The organism is Streptomyces blattellae (genome assembly GCF_009709555.1).
Lineage (GTDB): Bacteria > Actinomycetota > Actinomycetes > Streptomycetales > Streptomycetaceae > Streptomyces > Streptomyces blattellae.
Genome location: NZ_WJBG01000238.1, coordinates 1 through 15594 on the forward strand (window position 1 = coordinate 1; position 15594 = coordinate 15594).

The window sequence follows — 15594 nt, forward strand, 5'->3', positions numbered from 1 at the left end:
GTACGCATTCAGAAGGAATGGGCCTGATCGGTGACGGTCGGTGAGAGTGGCTGGTCAGGTGGTCTGTGCGATGGGTGGCATCCAGAGTTTGCCGGTGAAGGCGCGGTGGATGGCCTCGAAGGTGGTCAGGCCGTGCTTGCGGGCGGAGTCGAGGTAGGAGCGCACGGCGAGCCAGGCCGTCGCGCCCGTGTCGGACTGATGGCAGCCGGAGATCTTCAGCTGGGTCTTGACCGGACGCAGGGCCCGTTCGCCGCAGTTGTTGGTGAACGGCACGTGCCGGGGATCGTCGGCGAAGCGCAGGACGTCGTGGGCCTGATCGCGAAGCCGGGTCAGGAGGTTGTGGGCCGGGCTCTGCTTCCGGCCCGGCACTTTGGGATGGAGACTGAGCCCGACCTTGATGCCCTGGTGGAACGCTTCGCAGTGCAGCAGGAGCGCACCGGGGGTGATCTCGGCGGTCTCCTGGTTCCGGACGCGTACGGCCTGGGTGTTCAGTCCGGCCAGGGCCCAGCGGATCTGCTGGTGCCACTTCTGGTCGGGAAAGTCCTCTTCGGCGGCGGTCAGTTCGCGGATCAGGTGGGCTCCGCACAGCTGATGGGTGCAGGAGTCGTAGCCGGCATACAGGGACAGTGAGTCGTGGACCAGGACGCCCCGGTAGTGCGGGAGCACCTTGCCGGCATCTGCTCCGGCGCGCGAGCGCGGGGCGAGGTGGAGCAGGGTGAGGAAGTCGGTGCAGGCCACGTGGAGCCAGCGCCGGGTGGTGCCGATGCGGGTGGTGGTCTCATCCGCGTGGAGCACGTGTCCCATGATCAGCAGGGCACGGATCAGGTTCAGACAGTCCTCGACCAGGCCGGCGGCCTCGGGGAGCAGAGAGGCGACCCAGCCGGTGGAGACCTCGGCCCCGGTCACGTCCCGGATCAGGATCGTGGTCCGCTCGACGGGGATGTGCTGGAAGACCAGCAGGTAGACGGCCAGGGCACGCAGGTTGGGGCCATAGGAGGAGGGCGATCGGGCGACCTGGCCGGGCATCGGCGAGGCGGTCACCGTCCCGCACGCGCACCGGCAGCGATGGGCCCGGTGCTCGGTCACCTTCACCGTGGTCAGCGGGATGTCACGGACCTGACGGCGCTCGAAGCCGATGCTGTCGTCCTCGCCCAGCGCCCGGCCGCACCCGGTGCAGGCCGCTGGAAGGTGGTCCTCGGTGACATCGGGATCAGCGACCATGCACAGCCCAGATCCGTCGGCACCCGGCTGGCGTCCCCGCTTGCGGCCGCTCTTCGGTACCGGCTTCTTCTCCGGCCGACCGAAGGTGTCCGAGGACGGTGGCATCGAGGAGTTCCCCGAGTTCCGGCCAAGCCGCCGCTCCAGCTCTGCCACCCGCGCCGTCAACCGCTCATTCGCCGCGGCCAGCTCCTCGTTCTGTCGCTGGAGCAGCCCGATCACCGTGAGGAGGTCCTCACGCGACGCAGACTCCCACCCCGACGACATGACCACGGATCCTGCCGCACCCACCCGCAACCTGTCACATCGTCAGACAGCGAAGCCGATCACGACCTGCTGAATGCTTACCTTGGGGACGGCAGGGATGGTTTCGCGAGGCCCGGAGCCGGATACGACTTCTGTCCGGACCGGACAGTCCCGACCACGTCTATCGTCCCATCGGAGACCGGTGGATTCCACTCATCGGCCCAGGGGCAGCAGGAGCCCCCTGATGGAGGGTCACGCACGGCTGTCCACCGCTTGTCCACCGGGACCCTTTGCGCAAGCCTGGCCCATCCCCACGAGCAATTAAAAGACCAGGTCAGAGCGTTAGATCGTCGATCTCGTCACAGAGCCAAACCTCCGACCTACGCATTACGATGCACAGACGAAAAGTGCCCGATTTACCGAGATTCCAAGGTCATCTGAAACAAGAAACCCCAGGTCAAAGCCCTGACCTGGGGTTCACCATAGAGCCGCCTTCGGGATTCGAACCCGAGACCTACGCATTACGAGTGCGTTGCTCTGGCCATCTGAGCTAAGGCGGCGCGCTGTCCGCACTATGGTGCGATCGGCAACGTCGGTAAGTCTACACAGTTTCGGGGGGTGCTCCGTACCGGCCCCGGAGCGACCTGCTCCGGGGCGGTGAGGTGGGCTATGAGCAGCGCTTTGCCTTCGTCGGAGGGGTGCCGCGGAGCAGGTAGCTGTTGATCGTGGAGTCGATGCAGTCGCTGCCGCGGCCATAGGCGGTGTGGCCGTCGCCTTCGTAGGTGAGGAGGCGGGCGGAGGAGAGCTGGCCGGCCAGGGCGCGGGCCCAGCGGTAGGGCGTTGCGGGGTCGCGGGTGGTGCCGACCACGATGATCGGGGCGGCCCCCTTGGCCTCGATGCGGCGCGGTACGCCCGTCGGCGCCACCGGCCAGTACGCACAGGGCAGGGTGGCCCAGGCGAGGCCCTCACCGAAGACCGGGGAGGCCTTCTCGAAGTCGGGAAGTGCCTCCTGCACCTCCTCGGGGGTGTCGAAGGCTGCCGGGAGGTCGAGGCAGTTCACGGCGGCGTTGGCGAACATCAGGTTCGTGTAGCGGCCGTCGGCGCCACGCTCGTAGTAGCTGTCGGAGAGGACGAGCAGCCCCGCACCGTCGTTCTCCTTCATCGCCGAGGCCAGCGCCTCACGAAGCTGCGCCCACGCTCCCTCGTCGTACATCGCCGCGATCACGCCGGTGGTGGCGAGGGACTCGGTGAGCGTACGGCCGTCCGCGTCGCCGGTCGGGATGGGCCGCGCGTCGAGTTTCGTGAAGAACGCCTTCAGGTTGTCGCCGGCCTTCTCGGGCGTCGTGCCCCTGCCGCCGAGCGGGCAGTCCGGCTGCTGCACGCAGTCCCTCGCGAAGGACTGGAAGGCCGTGTCGAAGCCCGCGGTCTGGTCGAGGTTCAGCCTGCGGGCGGGCAGCGACGGGTCCATCGCACCGTCCAGCACCATCCGCCCGACCCGGTCCGGGAACAGACCCGCGTACGTCGCCCCGAGGAACGTCCCGTACGACGCCCCCACGAAGTTCAGCCTCCGGTCCCCCAGCGCCGCCCGCACGATGTCCATGTCCCGTGCCGCCTCGGCGGTCGAGACATGGCGCAGCAGTCCGGGCGAGTCCCTGCCGCAGCCCTCCGCGAACTTCTTGTAGGCGTCGACGAGTTGGGTCGTCTCCTGCTCGTCGTCGGGCGTGGTGTCCGTCCGGGTGTACGTGTCCATGTCCCGCCCGTCGAGGCATTCGACGGGCTCACTGCGGGCGACCCCGCGCGGGTCCACCGCCACCATGTCGTAGCGCGCGCGGACCTCCGCCGGGTAGCCGACACCGGCGTACGCCTGCAGGTAGCTGACCGCCGCGCCGCCCGGTCCACCCGGGTTCACCAGCAGCGACCCCAGACGCTTGCCCGGCCCCGTGGCCTTCTTGCGGGCGACGGCGAGCCGGATGTCGCCGGCGTCGGGCCGGTCGTAGTCGAGCGGCGCCTTGATCGTGGCGCACTCGAACCCGGGGGCTCCACAGCTGCGCCAGCCCGGCTTCTGCGCGTAGAACGGCGAGAGCGCCGCCGGCGTCGCCTGCGGCAGCGCGGCCAGCGCCGCCTCCGCCGCCGTACCGGCCGATGTCGTCACGCCTCCGGCGGAGCAGGCGGAAGCGAGCAGGGCGACGGTGGTAAGGAGTGCCGCCGCGGCAGTGCGGGGGGTGGTGCGTGCTTGGGGGCGGGGGGTGCCGGCCGTGTCCGTGGCGTGGCGGGCGGAGGGCTGGAGCCTGGTCTGGGGCTTCGGGCTCCGGCTGGTCGGTCGGGAGGAGCGCCTAGTGTGCATCCAGCGAGCGTAACCCTACGCGATGGATCAATTGCTGTGCGTGCAGGGCGTGGCCCGTAGGTGTGCAGCGCCGGTCTCGGTCGGATGCGGGTCAGGTGTTGGTTGATGCCGGTCGGATGTCGGTTGATGCAGGTGTCGGCTGATGCAGGTGTCGGCTGATGCCGGTGTCGGCTGATGCAGGTGTCGGCTGATGCCGGTGTCGGCTGATGCCGGTGTCGGTTGATGCCGGTGTCGGTTGATGCCGGTGTCGGTTGATGCCGGTGTCGGTTGATGTCGGTTGATGCCGGTCAGCTGTCGGTCGGACGCAGTCGGGCGACGATCTGTTTGCGGGGCGCCCCGTACAGGTACCGGTTCCGTCTCGGACAGTTGCTGGGCCTCCCCCGTACGAGCGTCCGTCCCGCCTCGGACGGCTGCGGTCGTGCCTCGTACGAGTTACGTCGTCAACACATCGGCCACCCCCGCATGTTCAAGCAGGATGCCGGTCCGCCGCCCTGTCAGCCCGCTCTCAGCGCCAGGGTCATCGCCTCCACGGCCAGCAGCGGCGCCACATTGCGGTCGAGGGCGTCCCGGCAGGCGGCGATGGCTTCGATGCGGCGGAGTGTGGACTCCGGGGAGCCCGCGCGGGCGAGGCGCTCCAGGGTGTCCTCGGCGTCGGCGTTGGCGATGGCCACGCGGGAGCCGAGCTGAAGAGCGAGGATGTCGCGGTAGAAGCCGGTGAGGTCCGTCAGGGCGAGGTCGAGGCTGTCGCGCTGCGTACGCGTTCGGCGGCGCTTCTGCTTGTCCTCCAGGTCCTTCATCACGCCCGCCGTGCCTCGCGGCAGCCGGCCGCCCTGAGCCGCGCCCAGCGCAGCCTTCAGCTCCTCGGTCTCCTTGTCGTCCATCTCGGCGGCGAGTTGCTTTGCGTCCTCGGCTGCCGCGTCGACGAGTTCCTGGGCGGCCTTCAGGCAGCCGCCGATGTCGTCGACCCGCAGTGGCAGCTTGAGCACTGCGGCCCGGCGCTCGCGGGCGGCCGGGTCGGTGGCCAGGCGGCGGGCGTGGTCGATGTGCCCCTGGGTGGCGCGGGCCGCCGCGGCGGCGACCGGGGGCTCGATACCTTCACGTCGTACGAGCATGTCGGCGACGGCGTCGACCGAGGGCGTGCGCAGGTTCAGATGGCGGCAGCGGGAGCGGATGGTCGGCAGCACGTCCTCGATGGAGGGGGCGCACAGCAGCCACACCGTGCGGGGGGCGGGCTCCTCTACGGCCTTGAGGACGGCGTTGGCCGACTTCTCGTTCAGCCGCTCGGCGTCCTCGACGAGGATGACCTGCCAGCGGCCGTTCGCCGGGGAGGTGAACGACTTGCGGACGGTGTCCCGCATGTCGTCGGCGAGGATCTGCGCGCCCACGGCGGCCACCGTGCTGACGTCGGCGTGCGTGCCGATCAGTGTCGTATGGCAGCCGTCGCAGAAGCCGCAGCCGGGGGCTCCGCCGAGCGCGCGGTCGGGGCTCACGCACTGCAGCGCGGCGGCGAACGCCCGCGCCGCCGCGACGCGCCCCGAGCCGGGGGGGCCGGTGAACAGCCAGGCGTGCGTCATCTTGGACGCCTCGGGGGGCGGCACGTCCGTGGCCGCGGCTGTGACCAGGGCATCGGCATCGCGAGCGGCGGCATCGATCTGCGCGCTCACCTTCTCCTGGCCGACCAGGTCGTCCCATACGGTCATGGGTCACCCCGCCCTTTCGTCACGGTCCGTGTTCGCCATCCATTGTGCGGGGTGGCACTGACAACGGAGTCTCTGAGACATCCGAGACCGCCGAGACCGCCAAGACATCCGAGACCGGCGGGGTCGTAGGGCGGTGGTCCTGCGAGCGGCTCGCCGAACGAGCCACCGCTGGCCCGCGTCCTCCCCACCCTGGCGCCACTCGCCGAACGAGCCACCACCGGCCCGCACCCTGGCCGCCCTGGCGCAGGTCGCCAAACAAGCTCAGCCAAGCGCCCTGCCCCCACCCCCCAACCCGAAACGCTCAGCGCCGCCGACCGCGCCCCCGCCCCCGCTCGTCGTCGATGTCGTCGTCGTTCTCGTCGCCGTCGTCGCCGTCGTCGCGCGGTCCGAGCAATTCGTCCGCCAGCGTCGGCAGATCGTCCAGCGGCGTCTCCTCGGCCCAGTCGGACCGGGCCCGCCGCCGAGGCGCCGCCTCCGGATCGACCTGAGGCATCTCGCGTGTACGGTCCTCAGTCCCGTCCGGCTGCGCCCTCGCAGACTCCTCCCGGAAGAACCCTGGCGGAACCCGGTCCGCCGGATCCTCCCCCTGTACGGGAGGAAGCACCGCGGTCTCGTCCGCCGCACCGGGCGGCACCGGCGGAAGTACCGCCGTCTCGTCGGCGGCACCAGGGATGACCGGCGGCAACACCGCCGTCTCATCGGCGGCACGAGGGGCGACCGGCGGCAACACCGCCGTCTCGTCCGCAGCCCCCGGCGACGCCACCTCAGGCTTCGGCAGTTCGGTCGTCTCCTCGGAATCGCCCGCCGCGGAAGCCCCAGACGCGGCCTGTCCGGAAGACCCGGCAGCGGCCTGTCCAGCGGAACCGGCCCTCGAAGAACCGGCCTGGCCAGTCCCGCCCTCCGGCACATCCCGCACGGGCCGCAGCACAGCCGTGTCCTCGGCCGAGCGCCCGCGTGCCGCGTCCTCCGGCGTCACAGCCGGCGTAGGCACCGTCACCGCGTCCGAGGCCGCACCGGGCGCGGCATCCGGCCGCACAACCGGCGCCGTAGGAGCCGCAGCCTGCCGAGGGCCCGCCTCCGCCGCGGCCGCCGCCTGCTCCGCCAGCCTGCGTGCCTCCTCGGCGCGCAGCAGCGCCTCTTCGGCCTTGCGCTGCTTCTCCAGGCGCCGCGCCTCCGCCTCGGCTCGCAGCCGGGCCTCCTCTTCGGCCTGCTTGCGCCGCCGCTCCTCCTCGGCCTTGCGGCGGGCCTCTTCCTCGGCACGCGCCTTCTCCTCGGCGAGGAGCCGGGCCCGCTCCTCCTCCGCACGCCGACGCGCTTCCTCGGCCCGCTGCCGGGCCTCCTCCGCCTGGCGTTCGGCCTCGCGCCGCTGCGCCTCCTCCAGCTCGCGCCGCTTGCGCTCCTCCTCCTCGGCGCGCAGCCGCTCAAGCTGCTCCTGGCGCTCGCGCTCCAGCCGCTCCTCCTCGGCCTTGCGGGCGGCCTCCTCCTCGGCCTTGCGCCGGGCCTCCTCCTCGGCCTTCCGGCGTGCCTCCTCACGGGCCTGAATCTCGGCCTCGGACAGTGGCAGCAGCTGGTCGAGCCGCGCCCGGACGACGGTGGTGACGGCTTCGGGCTCCTGGCCCGCGTCCACGACCAGATACCGCCCGGGGTCGGCGGCGGCCAGCGTCAGGAAACCGGAGCGCACGCGCTCGTGGAACTCGGCGGGCTCCGACTCCAGCCGGTCCGGCGCCTCGGTGAACCGTTCGCGCGCGGTCTCCGGCGAGACGTCCAGCAGCACGGTCAGGTGCGGCACCAGGCCGTTCGTCGCCCACCGGTTTATGCGGGCGATCTCGGTCGGGGACAGGTCGCGCCCCGCCCCCTGGTAGGCAACGGACGAGTCGATGTAACGGTCCGAGATGACGACCGCGCCGCGCTCCAGGGCTGACCGCACGACCGTGTCCACGTGCTCCGCGCGGTCCGCCGCGTACAGCAGCGCCTCCGCGCGGTGCGACAGCCCCGCCGACGACACGTCCAGCAGGATCGACCGCAGCCGCTTGCCGACCGGCGTCGCGCCCGGCTCGCGAGTCATCACGACCTCGTGTCCCTTGGCGCGGATCCACTCGGCGAGCGCCTCGGCCTGGGTGGACTTCCCGGCGCCGTCGCCGCCCTCCAGGGCGATGAAGAAACCGGACGCTGCGGGCAGCGTCTCCGGGTCGTCGCCGCCGAGCAGCGCGTCCCGCAGGTCCTGCCGCAGCGGCACACCGGAGCGGTCGTCGACCTTGGCCAGCACCAGCGCGGCCACCGGCAGCAGCAGCGCGCCGACCAGCATCAGCGTGAACGCCGCGCCGCCGTGCGCGAACACGAACTTGCCGTTTTCCAGCCGATGCGGCCCGATGAGCGCCGCGACCAGGGGCGCGATCAGCGCGCCGAGCGCCACGAAGACCCGTACGACCGCGTGCAGATGCTCGGTCGTACGCGCCCGCCGGTGGTCCTCGGCCTCCTGGTCGAGCAGGGTGTGCCCGGTGTTGGCGGCCACGCCCGCCCCGACGCCGGCCAGTGCGACGATCAGCAGCACCGTGGTCGGGTCCGGCACCAGCCCGGCGGCGAGCAGCGCGATCCCGGTGAAGGCGATGGCCAGCGCGAGCAGCCGGCGGCGCGACAGGGAGGGGAGCATCGAAGGCGCTGTACGCATGCCGACGACGACACCGCCGGTCAGCGCGAGCACCTGCAGCCCGTACGTCACCGGGCCGCCGCCCAGGTCCTTGGCGTGCAGCACCGACACGGCGACGGCCGCGGCGATCGCCCCCGCCACGGCACCGCAGGACAGCACCAGCAGAGGCAGCGCGCCGGTACGGCCCCGGTCGACGCCGGAGCCCGTCTTGGGACGGCGCAGCCCTTCGAGCGGCGACCGCGCGCGCGGGGTGCGTGTGCCGGGCAGCTCCAGGAAGGACAGCACGGACAGGGAGGCGGCGAAGAGACCGGCCGCCACATACGAGGCGAGGGCGGCCTGGTGCTGCTCGAACCAGTCGATTCCGGCGCCCAGCAGGTTGTTGAGCAGGCCCGCCGCGATGAGCCCGGCAGCCGCGAGGGGGATCGCCACGAAGGTCGTACGGATCGACAGGCGCCGCAGGGCGTCCAGGTGGTCCGGCAGCGGACGCACCGTCGCCCCCTCCGGGGGCGGGGCCGGCAGCAGCGCGGGGGCCGCGCTCTCCCGGCACACCGTCCAGAAGCGCTCTGCGACGCCGGTCACGAAGACGGTGACCAGGAGGACGGCCAGCGCGTTGTCCGGCATCCAGTCGATCCACAGCGGCGCGACGATCAGCAGCGCCGCCCGCAGCCCGTCCGCGCCGACCATGGTCCAGCGGCGGTCGAGCGGACCGTCCTGGGACGTCAGCGAGGTGAGCGGGCCGAGCAGTACGGCCCCGAAGAGCAGTGTCGCGAGGATGCGCACGGCGAAGACGGTCGCCACTGCGAACGCCACGCCCCGGTAGCCGCCGCCGAACGAGCCCTCGGCGATGGCCACCTGGAGGGCGAGGACGACCAGCACCAGCAGCGCGAGCGTGTCACCGACGCCGCCCACGAGATGCGCGCTCCACAGGCGCTTGAGCTGCGGTTGGCGCAGCAGGGCGCGGACGGCACGCTCGCGGGAATCCGCGACCAGGGTGTCGTCGGGGGCCGGGTGAGGGGCCGTTGGCTGCTCGGCTCGGGTCATGCATTCAGCCTATCGGCAGCCACCGACAGCCCGCCGCGCCCGTCCGAACGTGCGCACGCCCCGACACCAAAGTGTTGCCGGGGCACGCCTTTTGCGAACCAGAAGTCAAGATGCGGACGCTCACACGACCCGCGGCGAGCCTCAGTCCTCCACCGAGGACGCCGACTGCGAAGCCGTCGCCTTCTTGGCCGTCGTGGTCTTCGCTGTCGTCGTCTTGGCCGTTGTGGTCTTCGCTGTCGCCTTCTTGGCCGCCGTGGTCTTCGCTGTCGCCTTCTTGGCCGCCGTGGTCTTCGCTGTCGTCGTCTTGGCCGCCGTCGTCGTCTTCTTGGTCGCGATCTTCTTGGCAGCCGTCTTCTTGGCCGGAGCCTTCTTCGCCGGGGCCTTCTTTGCGGCCGTCTTCTTCGCCGTCTTCTTGGCGGGCCCCTTCGCCCGCTTCTCGGCGAGCAGTTCGAAGCCGCGCTCCGGGGTGATCTCCTCGACGCTGTCGCCGGACCGCAGGGTCGCGTTGGTCTCGCCGTCGGTGACGTACGGCCCGAAGCGGCCGTCCTTGACGACGACGGGCTTCCCGCTGACCGGGTCCTCGCCCAGCTCCTTCAGCGGCGGCTTGGCGGCGGCCCGCCCCCGCTGCTTGGGCTGGGAGTAGATCGCCAGCGCCTCTTCGAGCGTGATCGTGAAGAGCTGCTCCTCCGACTGCAGCGAACGCGAGTCCGTGCCCTTCTTCAGATACGGCCCGTAGCGCCCGTTCTGCGCGGTGATCTCCTGACCCTCGGCATCGGTGCCGACGACACGCGGAAGCGACATCAGCTTCAGCGCGTCCTCAAGGGTCACCGTGTCCAGCGACATCGACTTGAACAGCGAGGCCGTACGCGGCTTGACGGCGTTCTTGCCGGTCTTCGGGGTGCCCTCGGGGAGCACCTCGGTGACGTACGGGCCGTAGCGGCCGTCCTTGGCGACGATCTGGTGGCCCGTCTCCGGGTCGGCACCCAGCTCGAAGTCCCCGCTCGGCTTGGCGAGCAGTTCCTCCGCGAGTTCGACGGAAAGCTCGTCCGGAGCGAGGTCCTCGGGCACGTCCGCGCGCTGGTGCTGCTCGGTGTCCTTCTCGCCACGCTCGATGTACGGGCCGTAGCGCCCGACGCGCAGCACGATGTCGCTGCCCACGGGGAACGACGACACCTCGCGCGCGTCGATCGCACCCAGGTCGGTCACCAGCTCCTTGAGGCCGCCGAGGTGGTCCCCGTCGCCGTTCCCGGCGTCGGCGGCACCGGTCGCGTCGCCCTCTCCGAAGTAGAACCGCTTCAGCCACGGCACGGCCTGCGCCTCGCCGCGTGCGATGCGGTCGAGGTCGTCCTCCATCTTGGCGGTGAAGTCGTAGTCGACGAGCCGGCCGAAGTGCTTCTCCAGGAGGTTGACTACGGCGAAGGACAGGAAGGAGGGGACGAGTGCCGTGCCCTTCTTGAACACATAGCCGCGGTCGAGGATCGTGCCGATGATCGACGCGTACGTCGACGGCCGGCCGATCTCGCGCTCTTCGAGCTCCTTGACCAGGCTGGCCTCGGTGTAGCGGGCCGGGGGCTTGGTGGCGTGCCCGTCGACCGTGATCTCCTCGGCGCTGAGCCCGTCGCCCTCGCGCACCTGGGGCAGGCGGCGCTCGCGGTCGTCCAGCTCGGCGTTCGGGTCGTCGGCGCCCTCGACGTACGCCTTCAGGAAGCCGTGGAAGGTGATCGTCTTGCCGGAGGCACTGAACTCGACGTCCCGGCCGTCGGCGGCGGTGCCACCGATCTTCACCGTGACCGAGTTGCCGGTCGCGTCCTTCATCTGGGAGGCGACGGTCCGCTTCCAGATCAGCTCGTACAGCTTGAACTGGTCGCCGGTCAGTCCGGTCTCGGCAGGGGTGCGGAAGCGGTCGCCGGAGGGGCGGATCGCCTCGTGCGCCTCCTGCGCGTTCTTGACCTTCCCGGCGTACGTCCGCGGGGACGACGGAAGATAGTCGGCGCCGTACAGCTGGGTGACCTGGGCGCGGGCGGCGGTGATCGCCGTGTCGCTCAGGGTCGTGGAGTCCGTACGCATGTACGTGATGTAGCCGTTCTCGTACAGCTTCTGCGCGATCTGCATCGTGGCCTTCGCGCCGAAGCCCAGCTTGCGGCTGGCCTCCTGCTGCAGCGTCGTCGTACGGAACGGGGCGTACGGCGAGCGGCGGTACGGCTTGGACTCGACGGACCGGACGGAGAACCGCGTCTGTTCCAGGGCGGCGGCCAGGGCGCGGGCGTTCGCCTCGTCGAGGTGGAGGGTGTTCGCGCTCTTGAGTTGTCCCAGGGAATCGAAGTCGCGGCCCTGCGCGACCCGCCTGCCGTCGACGGTCTGGAGGCGGGCGACCAGCGACGACGGGTCCGAGGGGTCCCCCGCGCGGCCGGATGGGGGTCCCCCCGCCGGAGCGAAGCCGTAGGTGGGGGAGAAGGTGCCCGTCAGGTCCCAGTACTCAGCAGAACGAAACGCGATGCGCTCGCGTTCCCGCTCCACCACGAGTCGTGTGGCGACCGACTGGACACGGCCGGCCGACAGCCGCGGCATGACCTTCTTCCACAGGACCGGCGAGACCTCGTAGCCGTAGAGACGGTCGAGGATGCGGCGGGTCTCCTGGGCGTCGACCATGCGCTGGTTGAGGTCGCGCGGGTTGGCCACGGCGGCGCGGATCGCGTCCTTGGTGATCTCGTGGAACACCATGCGCTTGACCGGGACCTTGGGCTTGAGCACCTCCAGGAGGTGCCAGGCGATGGCCTCGCCCTCGCGGTCCTCATCGGTGGCGAGGAGGAGTTCGTCGGATTCCTTCAGCAGGTCCTTTAGCTTCTTGACCTGGGCCCGTTTGTCAGCGTTGACCACGTAGATGGGCTGGAAGTCGTGCTCGACGTCCACGCCGAGGCGGCGGACCTCGCCGGTGTACTTCTCGGGCACCTCGGCGGCGCCGTTGGGGAGGTCGCGGATGTGCCCGACGCTCGCCTCGACGACGTATCCGGGGCCGAGGTAGCCCTTGATCGTCTTCGCCTTGGCAGGCGACTCGACGATGACGAGTCGGCGGCCGCCCTGTGCGGTCTCGCTGGTCGGGGACAACTTCGCTCTTCTCTCCGGTCGACGCTGGGGTCGATCCCCAGGCCTTGGTTCCCGGGGTCGGGTCATGCTGACGCTGCGGAGTGTGACGGTACATCCCGCCCCCGTGTCAAACGGGAAAAGCCCGCAACGGCCACTCGAACGGTAACCCGACTCCCGCCATTCCTGCCGCCCGGAGTACCCGCCGGACTTTTCGAGCCTATCCGGAGGATGACCTCCTAATTGTCGAAGTGCCTGCCCTGAGGCGGTCCTCAGAGGCGGGTGAAGCACCACGTTCCGAGGATCAGCGCGATCACCGCGGCGAGGGTCGCGAGGGTCGCCGATGCGACGGGGCTCACACCGTGGGCAACGGGTTCGCGGTGCCGCACCCGGACCGCCGTCCACACCAGCAGCCCGCCGCCGAACAGGGCGAACACCACACCCGCGAAGATCGCCGGTCCGCTCTCCATGGCTCTTTGTGGCCCCTTTTCTCCGATCCGCGCGTGCCCAGTGCCGGGAGGCTGGCACGCGCGGACGGCGACCCGGCGAACCTCAGGTGAACGAGAGGCCGACGCAGCTGTGGATCCCCCGCCGACAGGCTCCGGACCGGTCCCGCCGACGGGCTCCGGACCCGTCCCTGCCCCATCTCGACCGGTCCCGACCCGCCCCGACCCGCCCCGACCGAGTTCGAACCGGCTTCGAACCGGCTTCGAACCGGCTTCGAACCGGCTTCGAACCGGATGCCCAGATCGACCTGAATTTGTTGCCGCACTGCTTGATCGAGTCGGAGATGTCGTCACTACGCCGGATCGAGGAACCCCTGTTCCACCAGCAGCCGGATCTGTGCGGGCGTGCGGTCGCGCAGCAGGACCGGGTCCTCGCCCATCAGCTGGGCGATGGCATCCAGGATGCGTCCGGCGCTCAGCGTGCCGTCGCAGACGCCCGCGAAGCCCGCGCCGACCGTGTCCACCTTGGTGGCCCGGCGCATACCGCGGTGCTGGCGCAGCACCACGTGCTCCGGGTCCTCGGCGCCGGGCAGCCCGACCTGCTCCTGGACGATCTCGGCGCCGAGCCGGAAGTGGCCTTCGAGCAGGTCGGCGTCGTCGTGCGTACGCAGGAAGTCGAGGCGGTCGAAGTGCGCCCGGATCGTCTCACCGAGCGACTGTTCGACCGAATGCGGCCACTCCTCGACGGTCACCGAGGGCACGGCCGCACCCGTCCTGTGCAGCGTGATCCAGCCGAAGCCGACCGCCTTCACCTTGCGCGCCTCGAACTCGTCCAGCCACGCGTCGTACCGCGCCTGGTACTCGGCCGGGTCGCCCCGGTGATCGCCGGCGTCCCTGAGCCACAGCTCGGCGTACTGCGTGATGTCCTGCACCTCGCGCTGCACGATCCAGGCATCGCACCCGCGCGGCACCCACGACCTGATCCTGTCCTGCCAGTCCTCCCCTTCCACGTGCTGCCAGTTGGCGAGGAACTGCGCGAACCCGCCCTCCCGCAGCCGCTCCCCCGCCCCCTGAACGAGCGAGCGGCACAGATCGTCCCCGCCCATCCCGCCGTCGCGATAAGTCAGCCGCGCACCGGGCGAGATCACGAACGGCGGGTTCGACACGATCAGGTCGTACGTCTCCCCGTTCCGGACCGGCTCGAACAGCGAGCCCTCCCGGAGATCGGCCCCCGGGGCGCCCGACAGCGCCAGCGTCAGGGCGGTGATGTGCAACGCGCGCGGGTTGACGTCGGTCGCTGTCACGTTCGTGGCGTGCTGCGCGGCGTGCAGCGCCTGGATCCCGGAGCCGGTGCCGAGGTCGAGGGCGGCGGAGACGGGCGTACGTACGGTGATGCCGGCCAGGGTCGTGGAGGCGCCGCCGACGCCCAGGACGACGCGTTCGTCGCGGCTGCCGATGCCACCGGCCCCGCCGACCGCGCACCCCAGGTCGGACACGATGAACCAGTCCTCGCCACCGGGCCCGCCGTACGGCCGTACATCCACGGTGGCCGCGATCTCGTCCCCGCCGACGGACACCAGCCACCCGCTCTCCAGGCACTCCGGAAGCGGCAGAACGTCCGCCACGCGCGCGTGCGGCGCGGGCTGCTGCAACAGGAACAGCCGCACGAGCGTCTCCAGCGGCGTGTCGCCGCGGGTCGCCCGGAGCGCCGGCACGGTTTCGCTCCGGGCGAGCGCCGCGTACGCGGGCACACCGAGCAGTTCGAGCAGTCCGTCAGCGGTGAAGGAGGCCGCGAGCAGGGCGTCCCGGAGGCGGGAGGTGACCTCGGGGCGGTCGGTGGAAGGCAGCGGGGACAGGCTGGAGTTACTCACGCCCTCATTGTGACCCGCACCGGGCCGCCAGGGCTCTGGGTCGGACCGTAGTGGCACCGCATCGGGCCGAGGAGACTCTCCGTCCGGCCGCGAGCAGTCCGCGTCCACCCACGAGGTCTCCGCGTCCACCCACGACGACTCCACGCCCGCCCACGACAACTCAACGTCCGCCCACGACAACTCAACGTCCGCCCACGACGACTCAACGTCCGTCCACGACGACTCCACACCCGTCCACGAGGACCCAGCCTCCGTCCGCAGTGGCGTTTCAGCTGTCGGTGGCCGGGGCCGACGCCGACGCCGACCTGCAGCTCTCCTGCTTCACCAGCGAGCTCTTGGCCTCGCCCTCTTCCAGCTTCTCAAGCGCGGTGACAGCGTTCTTGCGGAGGGTCACCACATCCGTCATCCCGTCCGAGACCTTGCTCAGCCCGGACGCGAACTTCGCCTGGTCCTTGGTGTCGAGCGCGTCCACCTGCTTCTTCAGGTCGGCATAGGCGGTGGAGACGGCGGTGAGCTTCTTGATGGCGTCCTGCTGCGTCTTCTCACCGTCGTCGACACCCGGAGGCGCTCCGGCGTCCCGGAGGTGGGTCGCCCGCTCCTGGAAGCCTTCAGAGAGGTCCCCGAAGGACTGGGAGTCGACCCTCTGGAGCTCCTCGGGCTCACTGTCCGTGGCCACCTTGTTGATCGCGGCGTCGGCGGCGGCGATCTTCTCGTTCGGCGCCGTGGCCGTGTCACAGATCTTCTTGGCCCAGGCGTCGAGCTCCTCGTTGCTCTCGTCGCCGCTGCATGCCGACAGCGCCAGTACCAGTACCGCACCGCCGGACAGTGCGGCCGCGAGCTTCTTGTTCACCGGTTCGGTCCCTTCCACGGCTCTCGGCCCCGGAACATACACGCCGGATGGGTGACAACCGCACGCCGAAGGTCCACTGGAGACCCCTTTCATGCGATTTACACCAGAGAGAGAAGGGTCACGGAACAGGGCGTGAACACGCACAGGGCG

At 70.7% G+C, this 15594-nt stretch carries 8 protein-coding genes and 1 tRNA gene; all 9 read right to left on the reverse strand.

Annotation, left to right across the window (positions count from 1 at the left end; translation table 11 throughout):
• Positions 1–54: 54 nt before the first annotated feature.
• Positions 55–1485 (reverse strand): IS66 family transposase, encoded by a 1431-nt coding sequence (gene tnpC, locus GFH49_RS34945; protein ID WP_155054304.1) that lies wholly within the window; start codon positions 1483–1485, stop codon positions 55–57.
• 465 nt (positions 1486–1950) lie between these two features.
• Positions 1951–2024, reverse strand: a tRNA-Thr gene (locus GFH49_RS34950).
• Positions 2025–2131: 107 nt separating this feature from the next.
• On the reverse strand, positions 2132–3808 hold the full coding sequence (locus GFH49_RS34955) for an alpha/beta hydrolase (RefSeq protein ID WP_155060080.1): 1677 nt from the start codon (positions 3806–3808) through the stop codon (positions 2132–2134).
• A 494-nt stretch (positions 3809–4302) separates the two neighbouring features.
• Positions 4303–5508 carry a DNA polymerase III subunit delta' gene (locus GFH49_RS34960; protein ID WP_155060081.1) on the reverse strand — a complete coding sequence of 402 codons (1206 nt, stop codon included), beginning with the start codon at positions 5506–5508 and terminating at the stop codon, positions 4303–4305.
• A gap of 301 nt (positions 5509–5809) precedes the next feature.
• On the reverse strand, positions 5810–9196 hold the full coding sequence (tmk, locus tag GFH49_RS34965) for a dTMP kinase (RefSeq protein WP_155060082.1): 3387 nt from the start codon (positions 9194–9196) through the stop codon (positions 5810–5812).
• A 141-nt stretch (positions 9197–9337) separates the two neighbouring features.
• Positions 9338–12301 carry a type I DNA topoisomerase gene (gene topA / locus GFH49_RS34970; protein ID WP_155060083.1) on the reverse strand — a complete coding sequence of 988 codons (2964 nt, stop codon included), beginning with the start codon at positions 12299–12301 and terminating at the stop codon, positions 9338–9340.
• A gap of 248 nt (positions 12302–12549) precedes the next feature.
• Complete coding sequence (locus tag GFH49_RS34975; RefSeq protein ID WP_155060084.1) at positions 12550–12747, reverse strand: hypothetical protein; 198 nt, start codon at positions 12745–12747, stop codon at positions 12550–12552.
• Positions 12748–13076: 329 nt separating this feature from the next.
• Positions 13077–14594 carry a DUF7059 domain-containing protein gene (locus GFH49_RS34980; protein ID WP_155060085.1) on the reverse strand — a complete coding sequence of 506 codons (1518 nt, stop codon included), beginning with the start codon at positions 14592–14594 and terminating at the stop codon, positions 13077–13079.
• A gap of 268 nt (positions 14595–14862) precedes the next feature.
• Complete coding sequence (locus GFH49_RS34985; protein WP_230396673.1) at positions 14863–15444, reverse strand: small secreted protein; 582 nt, start codon at positions 15442–15444, stop codon at positions 14863–14865.
• Positions 15445–15594: the final 150 nt, after the last annotated feature.

Bases quoted from the DNA above. Each gene is read 5' to 3' on its own strand.
- tnpC (WP_155054304.1), bottom strand. From the start codon at position 1,485: ATGTCGTCGGGGTGGGAGTCTGCGTCGCGTGAGGACCTCCTCACGGTG.
- GFH49_RS34955 (WP_155060080.1), bottom strand. From the start codon at position 3,808: ATGCACACTAGGCGCTCCTCCCGACCGACCAGCCGGAGCCCGAAGCCC.
- GFH49_RS34960 (WP_155060081.1), bottom strand. From the start codon at position 5,508: ATGACCGTATGGGACGACCTGGTCGGCCAGGAGAAGGTGAGCGCGCAG.
- tmk (WP_155060082.1), bottom strand. From the start codon at position 9,196: ATGACCCGAGCCGAGCAGCCAACGGCCCCTCACCCGGCCCCCGACGAC.
- GFH49_RS34975 (WP_155060084.1), bottom strand. From the start codon at position 12,747: ATGGAGAGCGGACCGGCGATCTTCGCGGGTGTGGTGTTCGCCCTGTTC.